Source organism: Streptomyces sp. NPDC001153, from assembly GCF_053598315.1.
The window spans coordinates 94,671-119,462 of record NZ_JBSFJZ010000002.1; the positions used below are offsets into that span (position 1 = coordinate 94,671).

Consider the following 24,792-nt stretch of genomic DNA (forward strand, 5'->3'; position numbering starts at 1 on the left):
CCTTCGCTCAACTGCGGTGTCGTTTAGGTATGTTCAGGTGATCACCCTGAGAAGGGGCATGGAGAACGAGGGGGAGCATGGACACGGCAACCGTCATCGCGCGGCTGGAGGGGGCACGTACAGCCGATTCCAGAACGCGCGACCGCATCTGCGATGAGACGGCCGCGGAGTTGCTGGCAGCGGGAACCGCGCCGTTCTTCGAGGTGTCTTCCGCCGACCTTCGTACCGATCCCTACTTCATGTGTGCCGACCGCTACTGGCGCGGCCGCTTCCTGGAGCGGCCGACAGCCAGGACAGCCTTTGAGTGCGCACGATGGATGTCGGACCACGTGAGGGACGAGAGCTGGGGCGTCGTCGCCGAGCAGTGGGCACTCGGCAACGGCTTCCTCAACCGGGGCACCGTGGAGGCCGCGGATGCCTTCGCGGAGGCGGTGGGAGAGAGCGGTGCGGACGCCGCAACAGAGCGCACCGCCTTCTTCTTCACCCTGTTCCACGCGGGCAAGCTGCGGGCGAACTTCTGCTTCGACGAGTTGCATGCCTTCCTTACGTTCTCGCCCTCGTCCGTGGCTTCCGGTTCCCTCCGCAAAGAACCCGTCTTCGTGGCACTTCAGTCGTTCGCCGCCTTCGGCAGCAGGACGTTGACCGTCACGTACGCTTGCGAGCTGCTCGAGCAGGCTTGGTCCGCGGCGGGCCGGACCCGGCACACGACGGACATCTGCCTCAACGGGGTTGCGTTCGCCCCTCCCTTCGAAGGGCAGGGAGAACTCCTGCGCAGCTACGCGGAGGAGGCTGTCGAGGCCTATCCGGACGACCACATGTTTCACGCGCGCCTGGCCACGGGGTTGCACATGTGCAGCCGGCACGACGCGGCGCTGGAGAGCATCGACACTGCTCTTGCCTTGCTCGCCGCCAGTCCCACGGCCAGCCTCGGCATTCTGCAGAACCAGTACCTGACGAAGCGGGACGCAATCCAGGAAGGACGTCTGCGGGCCCTGCGAGAGGCTGAGCAGCAACGCCGCTGGGAACAACAGGCGGAGGCCAACAGGCAGTTGGAACGCTCCTTGCATACGTCCTCGGTCCGCGCCGTCGAAGTCGTCGCCGTCTTCACGGCCGCCATCGCCTTCGCCGTCGGATCCCTTCAGGTCACCCTCACCGGCAGACTCCCGCTGTCCGATCGTCTGTGGCTCCTGGCCGCACAAGGCGCAGGCCTGGCTCTCTTCGCGCTGCTGATAGTCGGCGGGACATGGCTGATCACCCGGAGCCATCGCCCACAAGATCGTGGGACCCAGTGACGTGCGGAGACACGACTCGGTCTCACCGGCCGGAGCCGGCGGCCTCGCACCGCGGCCGGCTCAAGCCCCCTGCCTGCCGTTGTCATCGTGGCCGACCGTTGTAGGCTGAGGTTCTTGCCGCAGCGAAACCCCAGGTCAGTGGCAGAATCGGGTGTTCCCGTACGGATCTGTGCCGACGGCCACAGCCAAGGGGGATGCGCGTAGGCTCATACTGAGTCATGACAAAGCCTGCTGCGCCGAAGCGTCATCTGCCCACCAGCCCCTTCAAAGCCCCGGTCACACCGCCTCTCAAGCACTTCGCCGTGGGCGACCAGGTCACACACGACATGTACGGCCTCGGCCGAGTGATCGGGATCGAGGACGGAGTCGCGGCGCTCGTGGACTTCGGCTCGGCGCAAAAGCGGATCTTGAGCCCGTACGCCAAGATGACCAAGCTGTAGGACCGCTGTGCCCGGTCACGGCACACCAGGCCCCATCTCAGGGACCTGTAACGAAAGAGAGTCCTCCCATCGATCTGACGTCACTGTTCTCTGCCCTGGAGGGGCAACCCCGCTGCTCCACCGCGGCATCCCCGCCTCCGGCGACCAACCCCTTCCGCGCCCCCGACTTCGGGGAAGACGAGACCTTCCCGCTCGAGGACGCACAGGAGCCCGCCTCGGGCATGCGTGCGGCGCGGCCCAAGGGAGCTCGGCTCCCTGAATGACGGAACGCAGGTGAACGGCGCTGCCCGGACCTGGCACTCGGCTCAGGTCCGGGCAGGGCTCTGAGGGCGCTCAGCTGGCGCTCGGCCCGCCGGTGTTCGCACCACCGGTGTTCGCGCCGCCAGTGTTCGCGCCACCGGTGTTCGCACCCCCGGTCCCCGGCGCGCTGGGCGCTCCGGTCTCCGTGGCGCCACCGGTCGGTGCGCTGGTGGTCGCCCCACCGGAGGTCTGCCCGGTGGTCGGCGTCCCGGTGGTCGGTGCGGCGGAGCCCGAGGTGGGGCTCGAGGTGGGGCTCGAGGTGGGGCTCGTCGTCGGCGGCGTGGAGCCTGTCGTGGGTGAAGCCGTGGTCGGTTTCGGCGAGGTCGTGGTCGGCGCCGGCGACGTCGTGGTCGGGTTCGGCAGCGACGGTACGACGATCACCGTCGGGGGATTCTTCGGCGTGGGAACCTGCACGAGGACGATCACGATGAAGTCGCCACCGTTGTGGTGGACATGCCGCTTCCTGACCTCGTAGCAGACGATTTTCTTCGGATTCTTGTGCGTTCGGTAGCACTTGATGACCTTGGCGGTGGGTGTGCGGGCGGGTGCCTTCGACGCCGCACCGGCGTCCGTCGCCGAAATGCCCCAGGCGCCCGCCGCAAGGCAGGACGAGGCCGTCACCGCGACACAGATGTTCCTGAGTTTGTTGTCCATTTTTCCAAACCCTGGTTTCGGTTCACACGGGACGTACACGAGGATCGCTGCCGGTCCGTGGAACCTCCAGAGGCAGAACAACCCAGCCGGTGTGGGGAGAACTACCCCTCCTCGGCCGGTTCCACGGCCGCCATCCCCCGCCTCAGCGCTAGCCGCGTGAGATCGGCCCGGCGGCGGTAACCGGTCTTGCTGCACAACCGGTCCAGATGGGAATGCACGGTGTGTTCGCTGATATTCAATTCGGCGGCGATTTCCCGGTCGGTGGCACCGTTCGCGACGAGTCGCAGGATCTCTTGCTCCCGGTCGGTGATGCGCGGCGCATTTCTGCGCACATCGAAGTCACCGAAAAAGTTGGTGGAGAAATAGCTGCGGCCGGAGGCGACCGTACGCAGCGCGGCCAGCAGCTCCTCCTCCTCCGCCCACTGACTCACGTACCCCCTCGCCCCGGCCTCGAGGAGCAGCACGAGGTCGGTCTGCGTCGCGGCGGCCGACAGCACGACCACCCTGCGGCCCTTCTCGTGCAGCCGGACCACCTGGTCGCAGATCTCCCGGACGGGGACCCGCAGATTGAGCAGGACCACCTCCGCCTCGCCGACCTCGTGCGGCGGTGCGCCGCCGGTGCCCGCCCCGAGCAGTCGCCGCAGCTCCGGCGCACCGTCGACGACGCGGATCAGGCCGTGCAGAAGGAGCGGGCAGTCGGAGACGACCGCCACACACGTCGGTTCTCGGCTCATCCAGGTCCCCGTGGTCAGGGGGCCGGCCACGGGCGGACGCCGGCTGGGCAACCGGGTGGCAGGCCACGGTCATCCCCAGCATCCGGGGCCGGGACCGCCCCCGCCCGCCGGACTGACCCAACCGGAGGCCCGTACCGGGTGGTTTCTCCCAGGGGTGGGAACCCGGAGTGTGGAGCAGTCGGTCCGGGGGTGGCGGACGGGATACTGGTGGGTCATGTGTGCTGAGGCGCGCCGCGACGGGGGTGATGACCATGGCGCCCGAGCGGTCGGAACAGCCGGCCGGTGACGGTGTGCCGCCGGACGGCAGGGCACCGCTGTGGGTCCGTGAGACGCTGGCCGCCGCGGCGAGGGGCACCGATGACCCGCACGCGATACCGGGCGCGCTGTGCCAGGCGTGCGTACGGCTGCTGCCCATCAGCGGTTCCTCGGTGTCGATCTCCGGAGGGAGAGGCGTACGCGTCACCTGGTGCGCCAGCGACCGGGTCGCCGCCCGGCTCGCCGAGCTGCAGTACACCGTGGGGGACGGGCCCTGCCAGACCGCTCTCGACCGGGGCGCTCCCGTCGTCGCGGCCGACCTCGGCGACGGCCCCGACGCCCGCCGCTGGCCGATCTTCGCGCACGAGGCCGTGGCCCTCGGCGTCCGGGCCGTCTTCTCGCTGCCGCTCGGTGTCAGCGGTGCCGCCATCGGCACCCTCGACCTGTACAGCGAACGGGCCGGCGGGCTGACCGAGCAGGACATGCGGACCGCGCTGTGGGTGCGCGACGCGGTCACCTATGCGCTGGTGAGCCTGCAGGAAGTCGGCCACGACATCGCCGAGGCGGACACGGAGGACGGGGTGGCGTCCTGGGTGGCGGCCTCCGAGGCCGACCACACCGAGGTCTACCAGGCGGTCGGCATGGTGATGGTGCAGCTGGACCTGGACCCCGAGCAGGCCCTGGACCGGCTGCGGGCCCGCGCCTACGCCGAGGGTCGCACGGTCAGCCAGGTGTCCCGCGAGGTCCTGGCGCGCAAGCTCCGGTTCCAGGAGGAGACGGAGGCGGACGACGGTGCCCGGAGGAACTACGCGGGCGAGGACGGCCGCGACGGCGGGGACGAGGGAAGGGAGGGTGAACGGTGATGGGCCGTGAACAACAGCTCGCCGAGGCGCTCGTCGGGCTGGCCGACTCCCTGGCCGACGACATCGACCCGGTGGTGCTGCTCGAGCGCCTGGCACGCAACTGCATCGACATCACCGGAGCCGACGCGGTCGGCATCCTGGTCGTCTCCGGCCGCGGTGGTCTGCGCACCCTGGCGGTCACCGAGGAGGACGCGGAGGCGCTGGAGTTCTTCCAGCTCCAGGCCGACGAGGGCCCCTGCCTGGAGAGCTTCCGCGAGGGCCGCCGGATCGACGCCCCGGACCTGAGGCACAGCGGCGAGCGCTGGCCGCAGGTCGCCCCCTTCGCCGTACGGCGCGGGTACCACTCCCTGCACGCGCTGCCGCTGCGTGTCCACCAGCAGACCGTCGGCGCCGTCAACCTCCTGCTGCGCCGGCCGGGCGGACTGCCCCCGCTGGACCTGGAGCTGGCCCAGGCGCTCACCGACGTCACGGCCGTCGCGCTGGTCAACTGGCGCCCGGAGCGGCTGCGCCCGAGCGACGTCAGCAACCGCGTCCAGGCCGCTCTCGCCGCCAGGGCCGCCGTCGACATGGCCACCGGGATGCTCGCCGAGGCCGGTGAACTCTCCCCGGCCGAGGCCCGCGCGGCCCTGCGCGCCTACGCCGACGGCCACCACCGCCGCCTGGTGGACACCGCGCACGCCCTGGTCCGGCGGGCCCTGCGCCCCGACGCCGTCCTCGCCACCGAGGCTTCGACCGAAGCAGAGACCGAGGCTGAGACCGGAGCAGAGACCGAGGCTGAGACCGAGACGGAGACCTAGAGGGCCGGCGCCCCTCCTCCCGCGATTTTCGCTCCCTGTTCCCGCGACTTACGCTGGGAGAGGGGCCGAGCCGCGGGACCCGGGCGGTCCTGTGGCGTGCAGGCAGGGGCCCGAGATGGAGCACTTCACCTGCCGGACCGTGGCGGAACTGGCCATGCCCGGGCTGGCGACCGGCAGGCTGACCGTACTCGCGCTGTCCGGCGACGCCGACTCCGGTGCCGAACTGGACACCGCGCTGCACGCCCCCGGCCCCACCCAGCTCGTCCTCGACCTGAGCGGACTGCACCGGCTGTCACCCGCCGCCGCGCGGGCCCTGTTCCGGTTCGCCGAGGGTGCCGCCGGACAGGGCCGCATGCTCTTCCTCGCCGCCTGCCCCGCCGAGGCCGCCGCCGCTCTGGCCGGGGCACGGCCGCCCGGCGGTACCGGGTGCGGGCTGTACCCGACGGTGTCCGACGCCCTGAGCGTCTTCCTCATCTCGGCCTCCGCGCCGGAGGGCCCCCGTCTGCGGCCGTACGCCGTGGAACTGCGCCACGAACTGCTCGCACACGCCCTGGTCGCCCGCGCGCACGGCATCCTCATGGAGCGGTACGGCCTGCGCAGCGCCCGCGGCGCCGCCGCCCTGCTCCAGACGGTGGGCCGCGCGCACGGGCTCGGCACCGTCCGGCTCGCCGTGGCCCTCGCCGAGGCGCCGCCGCCGCGTGCCGGCGAGCCCTGGTTCCCCGGCCGTATCCGGCTTCCGCCGCCCGCCGTCGGCTTCGTCGGCCGGACGGGGGACCGGCCGCCGTCGCTGCCGGTGTTCCTCGACGCGCTCCGGGACGCCGTCTGCGCCATCACCTGCACGGGCATGGCCGATGTCCAGCTCATCGACGCGAGTGACAACACGCTGTGGCTGGAGTCCCACTGCGGCTTCCCCACCGAGTTCGTGCACTTCTTCGCCGTGATCGACGACACCTCCACCGCGTGCGGGCACGCCGCGCGCAAACGTGAACGGGTCGTCGTCGACGACGTCGCCACCGCGCCGGACTTCGACGAGACCTCCCGTGCCGTGATGCTCGCCGCCCACAGCCGCTCGCTGCAGTGCACCCCGATCCCGGGCTCGGCGGGCCGGCCCCAGGGCGTGTTCTCCACCCACCACGACCAGCCCGGGCACGCCTACACCGGGGCCGAACTCGGTGCGCTGGACCGGGTCGCCCGGGAGGCGGGAGCGTGGCTGGACTGGTACCGGACGACCACCGTCCGGGACGCCCTGGAGGATCTGCACGGCCGTGCGCAACGGCCGTGACCGGGCTCCGAGCGCTGCCGCCGTACACGGAAAGGGCCGGTGTGAATCGGGTTCACACCGGCTCCATGCCACCGGCTCTCTGACACTGGCCCTACGACACAGGTCTACGACACCGGTCTACGACGACGTAACCGCCCTCAGCCGCACTGGCAGGGGGCGCCCGACTGGCAGCCGCAGCCGCAGCCCGAGCCGCAGCCGCACGCGCCGATCAAGGGAAGGCTCCTGGTCTCGGCGGCCTGGTCGGTCTCGCGCTCCTGCGTGGGGTCGGGCGTGGTGCTGGGGGATTCGGCCATGGGTCCCTCCTAGACGCTGGGGCAGGGGTGCCCTCGCCTATTGCATGCCCGCTTCCCCGGGCGCATCAACGGCGCACGGAGGCGCCTCCGCGCCCCCGCGCCCCGTCCCCGGCGGGATTACGCGCCCTCGACCCCCGTCACCGGCTGGATGTCCGCCTGCAGCTCGTCCGCGTGCTCGCCCGTGACCAGGTAGACGACGCGCTTGGCGACGGCCACGGCGTGGTCGGCGTAGCGCTCGTAGTAACGGCCGAGGAGGGTGACGTCCACCGCGGTCTCGATGCCGTGCTTCCAGCGCTCGTCGATCAGGTGCTGGAACAGGGTGCGGTGCAGCAGGTCCATCTCGTCGTCGTCCTGCTCCAGCTGCAGCGCGAGGTCGACGTCCTTGGTGATGATCACCTCGGCGGCCTTCGCCATCAGGCGCTGCGCGAGCTGGCCCATCTCCAGGATCGTGGCGTGCAGGTCGCGCGGCACCGCGCGCTCGGGGAAGCGCAGCCGGGCCAGCTTCGCCACGTGCTGGGCGAGGTCGCCGGACCGCTCCAGGTCGGCGGACATGCGCAGCGAGGTGACGACGATCCGCAGGTCGGTCGCCACCGGCTGCTGCCGGGCGAGCAGGGCTATGGCCCGGGCCTCCAGGTCGTGCTGGAGCTCGTCGACCTTCTGGTCGGCCTCGATCACGCTCTCGGCCAGCTTCAGGTCGGCGTCCAGCATGGCGGTCGTGGCGCGCCCGATCGCCGACCCGACCAGCCGGGCCATCTCCACCAGACCGTCGCCGATCGAGTCAAGTTCCTCGTGGTACGCGTCCCGCATCAGGGTTCCCTCTCATAGGTGTGCTTGGTCCCCACGCTCCCACGTTCTGCTCCGCACGCGTCCGTTTCCGCCACCCCAAATGAACCAATCCTGGCCCCAAGGTGAACTCTGGGCGACGAGTGTCCGAGGTCCCACCTGGACGGCTGTGGTCATGTCGTAGGGCCTGCTTAACCTGGAGGCATGGACGTGAACGCGGCGGTCGCCGCAGCGGCAGCGATCGCCGGAGTGCTCACCGGCGTCATCGCCATGCTGGCGTTCCGTTGGAGCGAACGCGACCAGAAGCGACCGACCAGGACTTCTTTGCACACCGATCCCGTACTCCCGCCCGGCGTGGACACCGTACTGTCCGTGCTCCGCTCCTCGGCCGTCGTCCTCGACGAGGCCGACGCCGTCGTCAAGGCCAGCTCCGCCGCCTACGCCCTCGGGCTGGTCCGCGGCGGCAAGCTCGCCATCGAGCCCATGCTGCAGATGGCCCGGGACACCAGACGCGACGGCGAGATACGCCAGGTCGAGCTGGACCTGCCCCGGCGCGGCACCGGACGGGGCGAGGCCCTCGCCGTCTCCGCGCGCGTGGCCCCGCTCGGCTCCCGCCTGGTCCTGCTGCTGGTCGAGGACCTGACCGAGGCCCGGAGGATCGAGGCCGTACGACGCGACTTCGTGGCGAACGTCAGCCATGAGCTGAAGACGCCCGTCGGCGCGCTCTCCCTCCTGTCCGAGGCGGTCATGGACGCCTCCGACGACCCCGAGGCCGTACAGCGCTTCGCGGGCCGCATGCAGATCGAGGCGACCCGCCTGACCAACCTGGTCCAGGAGCTGATCGACCTCTCCCGGGTGCAGAACGACGACCCGCTGGAGGACGCCGAGCCCGTCCGCGTGGACGAGCTGGTCGCCGAGGCCGTCGACCGCTGCCGCCACCAGGCCGGCACCAAGCAGATCACCATGGCCGCGGGCGGCACGGCCGACCTGCACGTCTGGGGCAACCGCGGCCAGCTAGCGGCCGCCCTGGGCAACCTGGTGGAGAACGCCGTGAACTACTCCCCTGCCCGCACCCGCGTCGGCATAGCCGCCCGCCGGGTCAGCGCACCCGGCGGCGACATGATCGAGCTCGCCGTGACGGACCAGGGCATCGGCATCTCCGACAAGGACAAGGAGCGCATCTTCGAGCGCTTCTACCGCGTCGACCCGGCCCGCTCGCGGGCCACCGGAGGCACCGGCCTGGGTCTCGCGATCGTCAAGCACGTGGTCGCCTCGCACGGCGGGGAGGTCACGGTCTGGAGCGCCGAAGGCCAGGGCTCCACGTTCACCCTCAGGCTGCCGGAGGCGGGCGCGGCCCGCGACCGCGCACAACAGCACCCCGACCTCGACGAAGATGACGAGGACGGCGGCGCCCCCGACCCATCCCCGTACGAACCGCTTCCCGCCCCGGAGGTCCTTCCGTGACCCGAGTGCTCGTCGTCGAGGACGAGGAGTCCTTCTCCGACGCCCTGTCGTACATGCTCCGCAAGGAGGGCTTCGAGGTCGCAGTGGCGGCCACCGGGCCCGACGGACTCGACGAGTTCGAGCGCAACGGCGCCGACCTCGTCCTCCTCGACCTGATGCTGCCGGGTCTGCCCGGCACCGAGGTGTGCCGCCAGCTGCGCGGCCGCTCCAACGTCCCCGTGATCATGGTGACGGCCAAGGACAGCGAGATCGACAAGGTCGTCGGCCTGGAGATAGGAGCCGACGACTACGTCACCAAGCCGTTCTCCTCCCGCGAGCTGGTCGCCCGCATCCGTGCGGTGCTGCGCCGCCGCGGCGAGCCGGAGGAGGTCGCCCCGGCCGCGCTGGAGGCGGGCCCGGTCCGCATGGACGTCGACCGACACGTGGTCACCGTCTCCGGCTCCAAGGTCGACCTCCCGCTGAAGGAGTTCGACCTGCTGGAGATGCTCCTGCGCAACGCCGGCCGCGTCCTGACCCGCATGCAGCTCATCGACCGCGTCTGGGGCGCCGACTACGTGGGCGACACCAAGACGCTCGACGTCCACGTCAAGCGTCTCCGGGCCAAGATCGAGCCTGACCCGGGCGCGCCGCGGTATCTGGTGACGGTCCGGGGGCTGGGCTACAAGTTCGAGCCGTGATCGAACCGATGCGGGGAACGCTCCCTGTCCGGCCGGACGGAGTTCGGCGCAGCAACCCGATGCCCGCGCAGCGGTGCGAGGGGTGCGTGGGGGAGGGGGCGCTCGACGTCCACGTCAAGCGTCTCCGGGCCAAGATCGAGCCTGACCCGGGCGCGCCGCGGTATCTGGTGACGGTCCGGGGGCTGGGCTACAAGTTCGAGCCGTGATCGAACCGACGCGGGGAACGCTCCCTGTCCGGCCGGACGGAGTTCGGCGCAGCAACCCGATGCCCGCGCAGCGGTGCGAGGGGTGCGTGGGGGAGGGGGCGCTCGACGTCCACGTCAAGCGTCTCCGGGCCAAGATCGAGCCTGACCCGGGCGCGCCGCGGTACCTGGTGACGGTCCGGGGGCTGGGCTACAAGTTCGAGCCGTAAGCCGTATCCACCGGGCATCCACCGGCCGCACCGGCTGTACGACGAAGGGCGGCACCCCGAGCCGGGGTGCCGCCCTCGTACGTGTGCTGCCGTTCAGCGGCTCGTACGGCTGCTCACTGACCGGTGGCCGACTGCGAGGCGGAGTCGCTCGGGGTCGCGCCCGCGCCGGCCGTCGCGTTCCTGCTCGCGGTCGCCGACGGGGTGGCCTTGCCGTGCTTGCCCGGCTTGGCGCGGCCGGAGGCGGTGGCGCCGGGGGCCGGGGAGACGGACGCCGGGGCGGACGGGATCTGGCTCGGGCCCCACTTGTCGAAGTAGCTGGTGGCCGGCACCACGAAGGCGCGCAGGCTCACGTCACCGGTCGTGCTGAAGGTGAAGGTGATCTTCTGGGCGTTGCCGTCCTGGACGGCCTGCCGACCGCTCGGGATCTCGGCGGACGCGTTGCCCTGGCCGCCGAGGGTCAGCGAGCCGTGCGCCGGGACGGTCAGGCTCTGGCCCTTGGCGGGGGTCAGCTTCACGGTCTCGGTGGAGCCCGCGATGCTGATCGACTGCAGGGTCTCGGGGTCCTTGAAGGAGTTGAAGATCGTCGCGGAGATCACCGCCGGGCCCGTCGACTTCAGGTCGGGCTGGGTGATGATCGTGGCGTTCTGGACCTTGATGTTGCCGACGCTGGTCGCCGCGTTGTCCGGCTTGACCTGCAGAGTCTGCGAGTCGTTGCCGGCGCCGCAGGCGGCGAGCGAGGCGATCGAGAAGACGATGGCGGAGGCGGCGAGGGCGCCGCGTCGAAGGCTGCTGCTCACGGCGGCGGCAACTCCTTGAACGCGCGGGCGGCTCCCCTGATAAAGCCACCCTAAGTGTCTGTCAGCGGCCTTAGGTTACCGAGCCGTTCCTGGGCCACCGCACCCGACCCTCCCCAAGCCCCCGGCTTCCCTCCGGCTGGAGGTACCGGGAACCCTTCGTCACTGCTGTCACAAGTGACTCTCCAGTCACTTTGCGGAGCGCCCGTCCACCATTCACATAACCCCTCGCAAAATTTCCGTGAAGGAATGCGCGACCCCTCGATGAGCACCCCGATGAGCACCCCGATGACCGCCCCGATGACCGCCCTCGATATTGATCACGCGCACGCCTCCCGGCAGCCGTTGATCAATTCCGGATTCGGCCCGGATCGGCCTCGGGTCACCGAACGGAGTAGCGGAAGTCGTACGCTTGGAAGCGGACAAATCGGGACGTTCATCCACTTGGAGGCGGCTCCCGGAGTAGGTGACGTACGTGTTTCACCCCGCCCGAAGAGCCCCTCCCACCTGCGAATTCCCGCTTGCGCAGGCCCCTCGCAGCACGTTCCTGTCGCAGTTGTCAAGCCCCGAGATATGCCCTGACCTGCGAAAACGCCATTCAGAAGACGCCGTATCCGTGTTACCCTGGATAGCCACGGAAGGGGTACCTGTCACATGACGTTCAAGGTTGGCGACACCGTGGTCTATCCCCATCACGGGGCCGCGCTGATCGAGGCCATCGAAACTCGCCAGATCAAAGGCGTGGACAAGACCTACTTGGTGCTGAAGGTCGCCCAGGGTGACCTGACGGTACGTGTGCCAGCGGACAATGCTGAGTTCGTGGGCGTGCGTGATGTGGTCGGTCAGGACGGGCTGGACCGGGTCTTCGAGGTGCTGCGCGCGCCGTATGCCGAGGAGCCCACGAACTGGTCCCGTCGTTACAAGGCAAACCTGGAGAAGCTCGCCTCCGGCGATGTCATCAAGGTCGCGGAAGTCGTGCGTGACCTGTGGCGTCGTGAGCGCGAGCGAGGGCTCTCCGCCGGTGAGAAGCGCATGCTCGCCAAGGCCCGCCAGATCCTGGTGAGCGAGCTGGCTCTCGCGGAGAACACGAACGAGGACAAGGCCGAGGCCCTGCTCGACGAGGTGCTCGCCTCCTGACGCGCCACGGCGGCGAACCTTCGCCTCCGACACGCTCAGCACGACGCTCAGCACAGTGAAATGCCGCGGTGCCCGATGACACGGACCATGTCGCCGGGCGCTGCGGCATGTTCGTCCCCGCGGGCGGGCGTGCCTCGGGGAGGCCGGTGGAGCCCAGTGGAGAAAGCCCCCGATACTTGACGTGCCGGGCCCGGGCGGATGGCTCGACCAGGGTCACGGAAAGGGTCCGGTCAAGGCGTCGCGCCCGGCACTCCTCCAGGCCATACCCACCTAGGTCGAGCACACAAACCTGACAGGAACCGATGTCTGACGAATCGCGCCCTTCGCCCGCGCAGACCCCCGTCGCCGCCGTGATTCCCGCCGCCGGCCGGGGCGTACGCCTCGGTCCGGGCGCCCCCAAGGCGCTCCGCGCGCTGAACGGCACGCCCATGCTCATCCACGCGGTCCGCGCGCTCGCCGCGTCCAACCATGTCTCCCTGGTGATCGTCGTGGCCCCGCCGGACGGCGCCGCCGAGGTCAAGTCCCTGCTCGACGCGCACGCCCTGCCCGACCGCACCGACTTCCTGGTCGTCCCCGGCGGGGACACCCGCCAGGAATCGGTCAGGCTCGGCCTCGACGCGCTTCCCCCCGAGTACGGCATCGTCCTCGTCCACGACGCGGCCCGCCCGCTCGTCCCGGTCGACACGGTCGACGCCGTCATCGAGGCCGTACGCGCGGGCGCCCCCGCCGTCGTCCCCGCGCTCCCGCTGGCCGACACCGTCAAGGAGGTCGAGCCCGCCGCCGAGGCCGGCGAGCCGGAGCCGGTCGTCGCCACCCCGGAGCGGGCCCGCCTGCGGGCTGTCCAGACACCCCAGGGCTTCGACCGGGCGACCCTGATCCGCGCCCACGAGACGATCACCGACGACGTCACCGACGACGCGAGCATGGTCGAGCAGCTGGGCCTGACGGTCGTCGCCGTCCCCGGGCACGAGGAGGCCTTCAAGGTGACCCGCCCCCTCGACCTGGTCCTCGCCGAGGCGGTCCTGGCCCGCAGGAGGCTGAACGATGGCTTCTGAGGCATCGGATGTCCGGCTGCCGCCGGGAGGCGTGCTGCCGCAGGTGGGCATCGGCACCGACATCCACGCCTTCGAGGAGGGCCGCGAGCTGTGGTGCGCGGGCCTGAAGTGGGAGGGCGAGGGACCGGGCCTGGCCGGGCACTCCGACGCGGACGTCGTCGCCCACGCCGCCTGCAACGCCCTCTTCTCCGCCGCCGGCCTCGGTGACCTGGGACAGCACTTCGGCACCGGCCGCCCGGAGTGGTCCGGCGCGTCCGGGGTGACCCTCCTGACGGAGGCCGCCCGGATCGTCCGCGAGGCCGGCTTCACCATCGGCAACATCGCCGTCCAGGTGGTCGGCCCCCGTCCCAGGATCGGCAAGCGCCGGGACGAGGCCCAGAAGATCCTCTCCGAGGCGGCCGGCGCGCCCGTCTCCGTATCCGGCGCCACCACGGACGGCCTCGGCTTCCCGGGCCGCGAGGAGGGCCTGATGGCGGTGGCGACGGCACTGGTGGCCCGTACGGGCTGAGGCCGCCGGCGGCACTGCTCGTGGTGCGGGTGAGCGGAGAGCGTGCGAGGGTACCCGGAGAGTCACCGCCGACTGAGGAGGCACCCATGCCCGCCACCCTGCCCGACCGGCTCAAGTCCCTGCTCGACGCTCCCGTCTTCATCGTGGTCGGCACGATCCAGCCGGACGGCCGCCCGCAGATGTCCCCGGTGTGGGTGAAGCGGGACGGTGACCAGATCCTCTTCTCCACGACCGTCGACCGCCGCAAGAAGAAGAACCTCGACCGCGACCCCCGGGTGAGCGTCGTCGTCCAGGACCCCGAGATGCCGTACTTCTACGGGGAGATCCGGGGCACCGCGGAGCTCGACACCCAGGGCGCCGAGGCACTGATCGACGAGCTGTCACTGAAGTACACCGGCAAGAAGTACGCGGAGTTCAACCCGGCCTCCGCCAAGGACGCCGACCGAGTGATCGTCAGGGTCACGCCGGAGAAGGTCGTCGGGATGTTCTGAGTCACGGGATGTTCTGAGCCAAGCGGGACGAGGCACCACCCGGCGCCCACTACCCTGGAGTGGTGACCATTCGCCTGTACGACACCAGCGCCCGGCAGATCCGTGACTTCTCCCCGCTGACGCCGGGTTGTGTCTCGATCTACCTGTGTGGTGCCACCGTGCAGGCGGCACCGCACATCGGGCACATCCGGTCGGGCCTCAACTTCGACATCATGCGCCGGTGGTTCACCTACCGCGGTTATGACGTGACCTTCGTCAGGAACGTCACGGACATCGACGACAAGATCATCACCAAGGCCCGTGAGCAGGGCCGGCCCTGGTGGTCGATCGGGTACGAGAACGAACGCGCGTTCAACGAGGGCTACACCGCGCTGGGCTGCCTGCCGCCGACCTACGAGCCGCGCGCCACGGGCCACATCACCGAGATGGTCGAGATGATGCAGCGCCTCATCGACCGCGGGCACGCCTACGCGGCCGACGGCAACGTCTACTTCGACGTACGGTCCTTCCCGCGGTACCTGGAGCTGTCGAGGCAGGAGCTGGACAACCTGCTGCAGCCGTCCGGCGAGGGCGAGACGGGCAAGCGGGATGCGCGTGACTTCGCCATGTGGAAGGCGGCGAAGCCGGGCGAGCCGACCTGGCCGACGCCGTGGGGAGAGGGCCGCCCCGGCTGGCACCTGGAGTGCTCGGCCATGGCGCACAAGTACCTGGGGACCGCCTTCGACATCCACGGCGGCGGCCTGGATCTGATCTTCCCGCACCACGAGAACGAGATCGCCCAGGCCAAGGCCTACGGTGACGACTTCGCGCAGTACTGGGTGCACAACGCCTGGGTGACCATGGCCGGCGACAAGATGTCCAAGTCGCTCGGCAACAGCGTGCTCGTGAGCGAGATGGTCAAGCAGTGGCGGCCGATCGTGCTCCGCTACTATCTGGGCACCCCGCACTACCGCTCGATGATCGAGTACAGCGAGGAGTCGCTGCGCGAGGCCGAGTCGGCGTTCGCGCGGATCGAGGGCTTCGTGCAGCGTGTCACGGAGCTCGCCGGGAAGACCGTGGAGCCGGCCGCCGAGGTCCCGCCCGCGTTCGCCGAGGCGATGGACGACGACCTGGGTGTCCCGCAGGCCCTCGCGGTCGTGCACACCACCGTCCGGCAGGGCAACAGCGCGCTGGCCGCCGACGACAAGGACGCCGCCGTCGCCCGGCTCGCCGAGGTCCGGTCCATGCTCGGCGTCCTCGGTCTGGACCCGCTCGACGAGCAGTGGGCGGGGGAGTCCGACCAGGGCGAGGACCTTCACGGCGTGGTCGACAGTCTCGTCCGGCTCGTCCTGGAGCAGCGCGAGTCGGCCCGTGCCCGCAAGGACTGGGCCACCGCCGACGCCATCCGCGACCAGCTCAACCAGTCGGGCCTGGTCATCGAGGACAGCCCGCAGGGCCCGCGCTGGACCCTCGGGTCCCGGTAGGTCCCCGACCCTTGATCGATTGTGCCGCCCGGCCCCCCGGGCGGCACACTGCATAGACGTACACACACTTTTTCGTAGAGAACAGGTAGGTCATGGCCGCGAACAACCGCCGCATGTCCGGCAAGAAGGGCGCGCAGGTCGGCAGCGGCGGCCAGCGGCGCCGGGGCCTGGAGGGCAAGGGGCCGACCCCGCCCGCCGAGATGCGCAAGGGCCACGCCAAGCAGCGCGCCGCCGCCGCCAAGGCCCGCCGCGCCCAGGGCCGCCCGCAGCAGCGCCGGGGTGGTGGCAGGTCGGCCTCCGAACTCGTCGTCGGCCGCAACCCGGTGGTCGAGGCGCTCCGCGAGGGCGTCCCCGCCTCCACCCTCTATGTCCAGCAGTTCATCGACAACGACGAGCGCGTCCGCGAGGCCCTCCAGCTCGCCGCCGAGCGCGGCGGCATCAACCTGATGGAGGCCCCCCGCCCCGAGCTGGACCGCATGACGAACGGCCTGAACCACCAGGGCCTCGTCCTGCAGGTCCCGCCGTACGAGTACGCCCACCCCGAGGACCTCGCCGAAGCCGCCTACGACGACTCCGAGGACCCGCTGATCGTCGCCCTGGACGGGGTCACCGACCCGCGCAACCTCGGCGCGGTCGTCCGCTCCGTCTCCGCCTTCGGCGGCCACGGCGTCGTCGTGCCCGAGCGCCGCTCGGCCGGCATGACCGCCGGCGCCTGGAAGACCTCCGCCGGCGCGGCCGCCCGCACCCCGGTCGCCCGCGCCACCAACCTCACCCGCGCCCTGGAGGCGTACAAGAAGGCCGGCATCACGGTCGTGGGCCTGGCGGCGGACGGCGAGGTCGAACTCGGCGACCTTCAGGCGCTGGACGGCCCGGTCGTCATCGTCGTCGGCAGCGAGGGCAAGGGCCTGTCCCGCCTGGTCGGCGAAACCTGCGACTTCCGCGTCCGCATCCCGATGCCCGGCGGCGCGGAGTCGCTGAACGCGGGTGTCGCGGCGGGGATCGTCCTGTACGAGGCGGCGCGCAGGCGCAGCTGACGTGACGGCATGCCGACGGGTCTGAACACCCGTCCGGAATTTCACCCGTGCGGGGTAATTCTGGTGTCCATGTGGCGTTCGAGGCCGCTTTGACGGGGTCCGGACACATCCGCCCGGTCCAAGCAGTGTCCTAACTCCACGTCGCTCGGTTAGATGAGCGTGGACACCAGAACACCCCGCACACCCACGGGGGGACGCTCGTCGGGATTCCGGTCAGCACCCGACGAGGCTCCCGCGCTGAGCATGGTGAAGGTGCCGAGCGATCCGGCGCAGGTCATCGTCAATCACGCCAGCTTCCGCGTGCAGCTGGGCGCATCGGCGAAGCGCACCCAATCCCCGCGGATCGCCCGGCATCTGAGCGCCGCCCAGGACACCGCCCGGATGCCCGTCGTGGGCACGGCGGGCCGGCCGGGCGCCGCCGCCGGCCGCCGCCGCCCCGTCGTGTGGAGCGGCAAGTCCGCCCCCGACGACACCGGCGCCCACCGGCTCCTCCAGGCCGTGCGGGGCAGCAGCGTCCGCCACGCCGAAGAGCCCGAGCCCGGCGCCACCCAGGTCATCCCGCGCGTAGGCACCGACTACGCCGACGCCTACGACGACCTGGGCCAGACGGTCGAGACCCCGGTCGTGGGACACCAGCGCACGGCCCCCGACGCCGCCGACGGCACCCGCCTGCTGCCGCACATGCGCACGGTCGGCGGCGCCTACGACGACCCCGGCTACCCGGACACCGGCTTCGAGCCGTACGGCGGCTACGACGACCACGACGGCTACGACGAGTACGCCGACCCCTCCGACCCCGACGCCCCGCGCCCCGCCCGCCGCCAAGGAGACGATCCGGCCCGGCACGCCTACTTCCCCGGCCGCCGGATGAACCTGGGCGTGGTCCTGCTCCCGCTCCGCATCTTCCTGGGCTTCATCTCCATCTACGCCGGCATGGGCAAGCTGTGCGACCCCGTCTACTTCGACGGCGGCAAGCGCGGCTCGATGGTCAAATGGCTCAACACCCTGCACCCCTGGGACGTCGCCGAGCCACTGCGCCAGTTCGCCCTGCACCACCCCGTCGGCTCCGGCCTGGTCATCGCCTTCCTCCAGGTGGTCGTCGGCGTCCTGACCGTCCTCGGCTGCTGGCAGCGCGTCGCCGCGGTCGTGGGCGCCCTGCTGTCCGCCGCCCTCATCGTCACCGTCAGCTGGAAGACGGTCCCCGCCTACGACGCCCCCGACATCATCTACATGGCCGCCTGGTCCCCACTGGTCATCGCCGGCGCGCCCGTCTACTCCGTGGACGGCCGTCTCGCCGCGGGCGCCTGGCGCCGCCTCGGCCCCCGCGCCGACATCTGGGACCTGCGCCAGTACGTCCTGCGCCGCGGTGCCCTGATCACGGTCGTCACCGTGGGCCTCACCCTGCTCGTCGGCTCCCTGCTCGGCGGCGCCGTACGCGACTCCAGCCGCGTCATCGTCCCCGGCCCGGGCGAGGCCCCCCGCAACAACCTCCCCGGCTCCGCGCTCCCCCAGAAGCCCGGCCGACAGCACAAGAAGACCCCGGCGGCGTCCACCTCGCCCTCGGGCGGCGCCACGGCCGGAGCGAGCCCCTCCGGGGCGGCGACGACCCCGGGCGCCACCCGCAGCGCCGGCGGTACGACCACGACCCCCAGCCAGACCCAGGGCACCACGGGCCAGAACCCGCCCCGCCAGTCCTCCCCGACGGGCGGCGCCCCGAGCACGACGTCCGGTCCGTCCAGCAGTGGCGGCACCGGCGGCACCTCGGGCGGCTCGTCCGGCTCCGGCGGTTCCTCGTCCTCCGGGCAGACGGGCCTGGTGGGCGGCCTGCTGGGCTGACGGAACGCCACAGGAGAGGGCCCCGTACCGTGCAGGTACGGGGCCCTGTCCACATGGTGTGGATGCGGTGCGGGGAGACTACCGTCCCAAGGCCGCCAGTTCCCTGGCCGCTTCCGTCAGATCCTTCGCCGTGTCGATGGCCCGCCAGTAGGCCCCCTGCGGAATGGGGAACCCGGCGAGCTTCCGCTCCCGGGCGAGCACGGGAAACGTCGTGCGCTCGTGATCGCCCCGCTCGGGCAGCAACTGGGCGAACTCGGGCGAGAAGACGTACACACCCGCGTTGATCTCGAACGTCGACGGCGGGGCCTCGATGAAGTCGGTGATGTGCCCGAACCCGTCGGTCTTCACCGCGCCCCAGGGGATCCGCGGCCGGGCCAGAGCGAGGGTCGCGACGGCATCCCGCTCGGTGTGGAAGTCGGCCATGTCCCGCAGGGAGAAGCGGGTCCAGATGTCGCCGTTGGTGGCGTACCAGGGCCGGTCGGGGCGGGGAAGACGCGCGGCGGCGTACTTGAGGCCGCCGCCGCGGCCGAGGGGCTCGGTCTCCACGACGGTGGTGACGGAGACGGGCAGGTCGGCGGAGTCCAGCCACTTCTGCAGGACGTCGGCGAGGTGGCCGCAGGAGACCACCACGTCGGTCACGCCTTCCTCGGCGAGCCAGGTCAGTTGGTGGCCGATGATCGGAGTGCCCGTGCCGGGGATCTCGACCATCGGCTTGGGCCGGTCATCGGTGTAGGGACGCAGCCGGGAGCCCTGGCCACCGGCCAGGACCACGGCTTGAGTGGGGCGCGACGCGGCGTTGGGATGGGTCATGACCGCACTGTACGTTGCGCCCCGCTCGGCTCGGCCGACGGTTGTGAACCCGCAAGGGTGATGGACCGGAACCCGTAGGAGGCGAAGGAGCCGTCACCGAGGTCCCGGCGCACCCGGCGTTCAGCTGTGCGCGGCGAGCACGCCCGAGGCGAACGCCGTGTCGCACACCGGGCGGGCGTAGGACTGGGCGCGTGGGGCGCCGTAGATGCGCACCGCGGCCTGGCCCAGCGCGCGGGCGATGGCGGCGCAGTGCCGGGCCAGCGAGGGGTGTCCGTCGACGGCCTGCTGGAGGTGGGTGAGGACGACCCCGGGGTTCTCGTCCTGCAGCTCGCTCATCAGCTGGTCGCGGAGCATGTCCTGCGGGGCGAGGGCGACCGCCTTGTCGGAGACCTCCGCCGAGGAGACGTCCGAGGCGGCCAGCGCCGAGCTGGAGGGGCTCCCCGTCCAGTTGACCCGGGTCACCGCGAGGGTTCCGGAGAGCACCAGGACGACGGGCAGGACGAGGGCGAGAGTGCGGCCGATCCGGCGGGCAGGGCCGCCCCGGTGGCCGCGTCGCGTCTGAGGGTTGGTGGAGTGCTTCACGCGTGTGAGGGTAGCGCGGGGTAATGATTTGGCGACATTTAGTCACCCCTTCGGGGGATGGAGAGGCGCCACTTTCTGGGTAAGGGGTTGACGCGGCCCGCCCGGAATGATTGCTGTGCCGGGGTATATCCGGGGTGATCCGGACGCGCAAACCACACGAAAGGGGCCCCGCGGCACTCCGCGGGGCCCCTTTCGTCAACTCGGCGCAAACGCGCAGCTCAGTCGGCGTGAAGGCGTTCAGTCGGAGAGACGCTCACCCGAGGACGTCGAGAACACGTGGATCTCGCCCGGCCGCGGCACCACGTGCAGCGTGGAGCCCTTCTCCGGGACCTGGCGGCCGTTGACCCGGACGACCAGGTCCTTGACCTCGCCGCCGACCTCGGCGGTGCCGTACACATAGCCGTCGGCGCCGAGCTCCTCGACGACGTTCACGGAGACGGCGAGACCGGCCGGCGCGTCCGCGCTGTCCTTCGTCAGGGAGGTGGCCGCGCCGCCGCCCAGCTCCACCACGTCGAAGTGCTCGGGCCGGACACCGACCGTCACCGTGCGGTCGCCCTTGTCGCCGGCGGCCTTCAGCGCCTCCCGGTTGACCGGGACGACACTGTTGCCGAACTTCACGCCGCCGTCGGTGATCGGGACCTCGACCAGGTTCATGGCCGGGGAGCCGATGAAGCCGGCGACGAAGAGGTTCGCGGGCTTGTCGTACATGTTCCGCGGCGAGTCGACCTGCTGCAGGAGGCCGTCCTTGAGCACGGCCACCCGGTCGCCCATGGTCATGGCCTCGACCTGGTCGTGGGTGACGTAGACGGTGGTGATGCCGAGCCGGCGCTGCAGCGACGCGATCTGCGTACGGGTCGAGACACGGAGCTTGGCGTCCAGGTTGGACAGCGGCTCGTCCATGAGGAAGACCTGCGGCTCACGCACGATCGCGCGGCCCATGGCGACACGCTGGCGCTGACCGCCGGAGAGCGCCTTCGGCTTGCGGTCCAGGTACTCGGTGAGGTCGAGGATCTTCGCGGCCTCCTCGACCTTCTGCCGGATCTCCGCCTTGTTGACGCCCGCGATCTTGAGCGCGAAGCCCATGTTGTCGGCGACCGTCATGTGCGGGTAGAGGGCGTAGTTCTGGAACACCATGGCGATGTCCCGGTCCTTGGGCGGCAGGTGGGTGACGTCGCGGTCACCGATGCGGATGGCGCCGCCGTTGACGTCCTCCAGGCCCGCGAGCATCCGCAGCGAGGTGGACTTTCCGCAACCCGACGGGCCGACCAGGACGAGGAACTCGCCGTCCTCGATCGCGATGTCGAGCGAGTCGACGGCGGGCTTGGTGGAACCCGGGTAGATCCGGGTCGCCTTGTCGAACGTGACAGTGGCCATGGTGATGGGCCCCCTTCTACCGGCAGGAACGTGCCGGACGATCCGTTGTAGGAAGGTGGTTGGTGTAGTCCACACGAGTGAACTGCGCGAACTGGCTCAGGACGGTACCCGGCGTTCACCGGTCTGTCAGTACCTCGACGACTGTGAACTTCGCGGAAATTTTCGACAGGACCCGTCGCGGACCTGGGTACACTGCACGAGCACCCCGGTGCACGCCTCCTTAGCTCAGCTGGTCAGAGCGCCGCTCTTGTAAAGCGAAGGTCGTCGGTTCGAATCCGACAGGGGGCTCCACACACCAGAACCACCCGCGCCGGTCGGCGCGGGTGGTCTCTTCGCCCGCGAGGGCGCCGCGGCCGTCAGTAGAGGTTCAGGTAGTTCTGCCAGCCGGCGCCGGCCTTGATCCGGGCGCCGAACGTTCCGTCGCCGTGGCCGGGGTTGACCCAGACGTTTCCGGCGGAGTCGCGTTCCAGCAGGTCCGCCTTGCCGTCACCGGTCACGTCGCCCACGCCGTTGATCGCGTTGTATCCCCGTCCCCAGTCGGCGAAGATCTCCTTGCGCGCCGCGTAGTCGCCCTTGCCGTTGCCGGCCATGAGCCACAGGTTCCCCTGGTGGTCGTACGCCAGCAGGTCCCCGACCCCGTCACCGGTGACGTCCCCGACCGCGATCAGCCTGGTGTACGCCAGGCCGCTGCGCAGCAGCACCCGTGCCCCGAACCGGCCCTGGGCGTTGCCCGGGTACAGATACAGGTTGCCGTTCGACGCGCTCCACGCCAGCAGGTCCGGGTACCCGTCCCCGTTGACGTCCCCGGTGTGGCCGAGCCACTTGAACTGGTTCCAGCCGGTGCCCAGGTCGGTGTAGGCGTTGCCGTTGTACGGGCTCGAGTACGCGCGCAGATCACCGGACGGCATGCGCACGAGCACGTCGTTGGTCTTCCGGTCGCGCAGCGGACCGAACGGCACCATCGTGGTGCCGGCGGGCCAGGTCGTCTTGTCCTGGAGCGGGATGAAGGAGCCGTTTCCGGTGCTGTCCTTGTAGGAGAACGTGGTCGCCGAGGTGCGGACCAGGATGTCGCCGAAGGTGTCCGGCAGGCCGTTCGCCGACTGGAAGTCGTGGAAGGCCGGTGCGCCGCCGGGCAGCAGGGTCGTACCCGTGGTGGTGGCGTCCGGGCCCCGGCCGTCGGCCGGCCGAGCGGTGATCTTCCACGTGTAGGGCCCGATCGAGGGCCGGGTGATGCCCGGCTCGGTGCCGTCCCACTGGGCGGTGAACTGCGCACGAGCCGGACCGCCGGTGACGGTGCTGACGACCCTGCCGGTGGCCATGCTCGTGACGGTCAGCGTCCAGGAGGCGATCGGCCGGGAGATCTGCCACGTGCCCCGCCACCCCGTGCCGTCGTCCCTGGTGCCGGTCGTCTGGCCGTACAGGACCACGTCGGACGGCGACACCCCGCTGGGTACCACGTGCACCGTGCCGTCGCTGCCCGCGTACACAATCCCGCCGCCGTACGGGTCGACGGTCCAGCCCTGTCCCAGCACGGGGTCGGCCAGGTCGGCGACCTTGCGGGTCTGCGCCGTACCGCTCGTGACGTCGGTGACGCTCAGGGTGTTGCCGGAGACGGTCGCCACGAACCCGTCGCCGAGCGCGGTGTCCCCGTCGGCGGTCCACGGCACGGGCACCGAGGTGCGGGTCACCGTGTTGTAGACCCCGGCGCCGCCGTCGGCGGTGGCACAGGCCCAGTAGAGCCACTGGCCGTTCGCCCGCAGTACCGACAGCGGACAGTCCGCGACGGTGAACGTGCCGGGCGCGGGGGCGGTGGTGGGCAGGTTGATCAGGTCGGCGCCGGTGACCGTGCCCGGCGCGGTCTGGGTCCACAGGGTGGTCGCGGACAGCGCGAACGTCTTGAAGGGCAACTGGTGCGTGTTGACGCCCGTACCGACCTGGATGATCCGGGTCCCCGCCGGTGTCAGGCCGCTGAACGCCTCCGTCGAACCGGCCACCTGGACGTCGCTCAGGTGGGACAGGCCGGTGGGGGACATGGACCCGGCGCCCGCACCGATGTCGCCGTTCGCCGCGTCCACCACGACCGGCGAGCCGCCGGCGGTCGAGAACAGCGCGTCACCCCGCGGCAGAGAGGGGGCCGACGAGGTGGTCGAGCCCGTGGTCCCCGCGGCGTCGACGGGCAGTTCGGTGTGCTGCATCCGGGAACTGTCCGGGGTGTACGGGCTGGTGTAGGCGACGGTCAGTTCCCCGTTCGCCAGCGCGAGGGCGTCCGGCCGCCAGGTGGCCGTCGGGAAGTCCGCGAGCGGGGTCGAGTCCACGGAGCCGTCGGAGGCGGCGGTCAGCACACGCAGGGTGGTGCCGGACGCCGATGGCTGCGCGACCACGACCTTGCCGTCCGGGGACTCCGGGTCGGTGAGCGGTGCGGCGGTGACCGGGTAACCGGCGCCCAGCGACTGGCCGGGCCCCCCGTTCAGCGGGAGCGCCGACACCGTGAAGCCGGAGGCCCCTGCGGACGTGACCACGATGAGGTTGTCCCCCACCACGCCGACCGGGCGGAACCAACCGCGCAGACTCAGGGTCACGGACACCGGGGGCGCCGTGACGTCGCCTGCGTCGAAGACCCGGACGTCACCGGCGGCGTTCAGAAAGACGAGCTTGCCGCCGCCGACAGCGACGAACTGTCCCGACCCCGGCAGCTGGGACGCGTCGATCACGGAGGTGCTGCCGTCAGCGTTGATCCACAAGTAGTGTTGGACGCCGTTCTGCACATAGCCGATCATCATGTGATCGTTGTCCCCGCCGCCCCAGACCGAGCTGCTGAACACGGCGCCGGCCGGCGCGGCGACCGGGGTGAGGGTGCCGTCCGGCGAGGCGAGTGCCAGCCCCCTGCCTTGGTCGGACACCAGGGCCTTTCCGGCGAAGGCGCCGTACACGTAGCAGTCGCAGGCCGTTCGGCGGCTGCCGTCGGAAAGGCTGTGGAACACCAGCAGACTGCGGCCGGCCCCGTCGGCGTAGAACGCCACCAGCCCGTTGCCGGCGTACCGGGCGTTCAAGGTGCCTGAGGGGAGCGCCAGTTGCGTGGTGGTCCCGGAGGCGAAGTCGGTCCAGGCGTAGCTGTTCCCAGAACTGCCGTGCAGGACACCGGTCGAGGAGACGTCGACCACCTGGCCCGGGTCGACGGAGGCCGGAACGGTCTCGGCCGGCAGGGTGATCGGCGCGGTGACCGGTCCTGGTGCGGCGGTGTCCGCCCAGGCGACGGGAACGGCCAAGGTCGTCGCGAGCACGGTCGCGGTGGCCGCGGCCAGCAGACGGCCGCGTCTGTGAGGGTGTCGAGTCACCCGTTCCTCCCCATGAAGGGAGCGCACCGGGCGCTCAACGCCGGTCATGGTGGGGGAGAGCACGCCGGCGGCCGGTACCCGGTCCGCTCAAGTCGCGTCAGTGTACGCACCCTCCCCCCGGACCACG

General features: G+C 70.9%; 25 protein-coding genes and 1 tRNA gene. 18 read left to right on the forward strand and 8 right to left on the reverse strand.

Annotation, left to right across the window (positions count from 1 at the left end):
- Positions 1–77 precede the first annotated feature (77 nt).
- From ACWDEN_RS02450 to ACWDEN_RS02460, 3 genes are all read left to right on the forward strand, one after another.
- Positions 78–1,292 carry a hypothetical protein gene (locus tag ACWDEN_RS02450; protein ID WP_450856802.1) on the forward strand — a complete coding sequence of 405 codons (1,215 nt, stop codon included), beginning with the start codon at positions 78–80 and terminating at the stop codon, positions 1,290–1,292.
- 218 nt (positions 1,293–1,510) lie between these two features.
- Complete coding sequence (locus tag ACWDEN_RS02455) at positions 1,511–1,732, forward strand: hypothetical protein (RefSeq protein ID WP_351601681.1); 222 nt, start codon at positions 1,511–1,513, stop codon at positions 1,730–1,732.
- Between the two features lie 400 nt (positions 1,733–2,132).
- Positions 2,133–2,507: a hypothetical protein gene (locus ACWDEN_RS02460; RefSeq protein ID WP_450856804.1), complete on the forward strand. Its 375-nt coding sequence runs from the start codon at positions 2,133–2,135 to the stop codon at positions 2,505–2,507.
- A 280-nt stretch (positions 2,508–2,787) separates the two neighbouring features.
- Here ACWDEN_RS02460 and ACWDEN_RS02465 read toward each other — a convergent pair whose 3' ends face one another.
- On the reverse strand, positions 2,788–3,399 hold the full coding sequence (locus ACWDEN_RS02465; protein WP_450856806.1) for a response regulator transcription factor: 612 nt from the start codon (positions 3,397–3,399) through the stop codon (positions 2,788–2,790).
- Between the two features lie 272 nt (positions 3,400–3,671).
- On the opposite strand from ACWDEN_RS02465, the gene ACWDEN_RS02470 reads away from it, so the two are divergent.
- The 3 genes from ACWDEN_RS02470 (at position 3,672) to ACWDEN_RS02480 (ending at position 6,617) form a co-directional block, all read left to right on the forward strand.
- Positions 3,672–4,538 carry a GAF and ANTAR domain-containing protein gene (locus tag ACWDEN_RS02470; protein WP_450856808.1) on the forward strand — a complete coding sequence of 289 codons (867 nt, stop codon included), beginning with the start codon at positions 3,672–3,674 and terminating at the stop codon, positions 4,536–4,538.
- Positions 4,538–5,335, forward strand: coding sequence for a GAF domain-containing protein (locus ACWDEN_RS02475; RefSeq protein ID WP_450856810.1), 798 nt, complete (start codon positions 4,538–4,540; stop codon positions 5,333–5,335). Before ACWDEN_RS02470 ends, ACWDEN_RS02475 begins: the two co-directional genes overlap by 1 nt.
- A gap of 115 nt (positions 5,336–5,450) precedes the next feature.
- On the forward strand, positions 5,451–6,617 hold the full coding sequence (locus ACWDEN_RS02480) for a GAF and ANTAR domain-containing protein (protein WP_450856812.1): 1,167 nt from the start codon (positions 5,451–5,453) through the stop codon (positions 6,615–6,617).
- 137 nt (positions 6,618–6,754) lie between these two features.
- Here the strand turns inward: ACWDEN_RS02480 and ACWDEN_RS02485 are convergent, their stop codons facing one another.
- Complete coding sequence (locus ACWDEN_RS02485) at positions 6,755–6,910, reverse strand: hypothetical protein (protein ID WP_450856814.1); 156 nt, start codon at positions 6,908–6,910, stop codon at positions 6,755–6,757.
- A 117-nt stretch (positions 6,911–7,027) separates the two neighbouring features.
- Positions 7,028–7,717, reverse strand: coding sequence for a phosphate signaling complex protein PhoU (gene phoU / locus ACWDEN_RS02490; protein ID WP_055706922.1), 690 nt, complete (start codon positions 7,715–7,717; stop codon positions 7,028–7,030).
- 180 nt (positions 7,718–7,897) lie between these two features.
- Here phoU and ACWDEN_RS02495 point away from each other — a divergent pair, with 180 nt between their 5' ends.
- The 4 genes from ACWDEN_RS02495 to ACWDEN_RS02510 are packed head-to-tail and all read left to right on the forward strand — an operon-like array spanning position 7,898 to position 10,246.
- Positions 7,898–9,157: a sensor histidine kinase gene (locus tag ACWDEN_RS02495; protein ID WP_351601663.1), complete on the forward strand. Its 1,260-nt coding sequence runs from the start codon at positions 7,898–7,900 to the stop codon at positions 9,155–9,157.
- Entirely contained in the window at positions 9,154–9,834 is a 681-nt protein-coding gene (locus ACWDEN_RS02500; RefSeq protein WP_076087010.1) for a response regulator transcription factor, read from the forward strand. Before ACWDEN_RS02495 ends, ACWDEN_RS02500 begins: the two co-directional genes overlap by 4 nt.
- 59 nt (positions 9,835–9,893) lie before the next feature.
- Positions 9,894–10,040: a winged helix-turn-helix domain-containing protein gene (locus ACWDEN_RS02505; RefSeq protein WP_450856817.1), complete on the forward strand. Its 147-nt coding sequence runs from the start codon at positions 9,894–9,896 to the stop codon at positions 10,038–10,040.
- Positions 10,041–10,099: 59 nt separating this feature from the next.
- A complete protein-coding gene (locus ACWDEN_RS02510; protein ID WP_450856817.1) occupies positions 10,100–10,246 on the forward strand; it encodes a winged helix-turn-helix domain-containing protein in 147 nt (48 codons plus the stop codon).
- A 113-nt stretch (positions 10,247–10,359) separates the two neighbouring features.
- Here ACWDEN_RS02510 and ACWDEN_RS02515 read toward each other — a convergent pair whose 3' ends face one another.
- Entirely contained in the window at positions 10,360–11,043 is a 684-nt protein-coding gene (locus tag ACWDEN_RS02515; RefSeq protein ID WP_450856819.1) for a DUF461 domain-containing protein, read from the reverse strand.
- A gap of 651 nt (positions 11,044–11,694) precedes the next feature.
- On the opposite strand from ACWDEN_RS02515, the gene ACWDEN_RS02520 reads away from it, so the two are divergent.
- From ACWDEN_RS02520 to ACWDEN_RS02550, 7 genes are all read left to right on the forward strand, one after another.
- Positions 11,695–12,177: a CarD family transcriptional regulator gene (locus ACWDEN_RS02520; RefSeq protein ID WP_003953493.1), complete on the forward strand. Its 483-nt coding sequence runs from the start codon at positions 11,695–11,697 to the stop codon at positions 12,175–12,177.
- Positions 12,178–12,479: 302 nt separating this feature from the next.
- Complete coding sequence (gene ispD / locus ACWDEN_RS02525) at positions 12,480–13,232, forward strand: 2-C-methyl-D-erythritol 4-phosphate cytidylyltransferase (RefSeq protein WP_351601653.1); 753 nt, start codon at positions 12,480–12,482, stop codon at positions 13,230–13,232.
- Entirely contained in the window at positions 13,222–13,740 is a 519-nt protein-coding gene (ispF, locus tag ACWDEN_RS02530; protein ID WP_351601650.1) for a 2-C-methyl-D-erythritol 2,4-cyclodiphosphate synthase, read from the forward strand. The genes ispD and ispF overlap by 11 nt, the downstream gene beginning before the upstream one ends.
- 86 nt (positions 13,741–13,826) lie before the next feature.
- A complete protein-coding gene (locus ACWDEN_RS02535) occupies positions 13,827–14,231 on the forward strand; it encodes a PPOX class F420-dependent oxidoreductase (protein ID WP_450856822.1) in 405 nt (134 codons plus the stop codon).
- A gap of 62 nt (positions 14,232–14,293) precedes the next feature.
- Positions 14,294–15,694, forward strand: coding sequence for a cysteine--tRNA ligase (gene cysS, locus ACWDEN_RS02540; RefSeq protein WP_351601644.1), 1,401 nt, complete (start codon positions 14,294–14,296; stop codon positions 15,692–15,694).
- 92 nt (positions 15,695–15,786) lie between these two features.
- Entirely contained in the window at positions 15,787–16,728 is a 942-nt protein-coding gene (gene rlmB, locus ACWDEN_RS02545) for a 23S rRNA (guanosine(2251)-2'-O)-methyltransferase RlmB (protein WP_351601641.1), read from the forward strand.
- A gap of 153 nt (positions 16,729–16,881) precedes the next feature.
- Entirely contained in the window at positions 16,882–18,564 is a 1,683-nt protein-coding gene (locus ACWDEN_RS02550; protein ID WP_351601638.1) for a DoxX family membrane protein, read from the forward strand.
- 78 nt (positions 18,565–18,642) lie between these two features.
- On the opposite strand, the gene ACWDEN_RS02555 is transcribed toward ACWDEN_RS02550, so the two are convergent.
- From ACWDEN_RS02555 to ACWDEN_RS02565, 3 genes are all read right to left on the reverse strand, one after another.
- Positions 18,643–19,374, reverse strand: coding sequence for a nucleotidyltransferase family protein (locus ACWDEN_RS02555; protein WP_351601635.1), 732 nt, complete (start codon positions 19,372–19,374; stop codon positions 18,643–18,645).
- 120 nt (positions 19,375–19,494) lie between these two features.
- Positions 19,495–19,956, reverse strand: coding sequence for a hypothetical protein (locus tag ACWDEN_RS02560; RefSeq protein ID WP_351601632.1), 462 nt, complete (start codon positions 19,954–19,956; stop codon positions 19,495–19,497).
- Positions 19,957–20,193: 237 nt separating this feature from the next.
- Complete coding sequence (locus ACWDEN_RS02565) at positions 20,194–21,330, reverse strand: ABC transporter ATP-binding protein (RefSeq protein ID WP_351601629.1); 1,137 nt, start codon at positions 21,328–21,330, stop codon at positions 20,194–20,196.
- A 214-nt stretch (positions 21,331–21,544) separates the two neighbouring features.
- Here ACWDEN_RS02565 and ACWDEN_RS02570 point away from each other — a divergent pair.
- A tRNA-Thr gene (locus ACWDEN_RS02570) sits at positions 21,545–21,621 on the forward strand.
- Positions 21,622–21,686: 65 nt separating this feature from the next.
- On the opposite strand, the gene ACWDEN_RS02575 is transcribed toward ACWDEN_RS02570, so the two are convergent.
- On the reverse strand, positions 21,687–24,665 hold the full coding sequence (locus ACWDEN_RS02575) for a VCBS repeat-containing protein (RefSeq protein WP_351601626.1): 2,979 nt from the start codon (positions 24,663–24,665) through the stop codon (positions 21,687–21,689).
- Positions 24,666–24,792 lie beyond the last annotated feature (127 nt).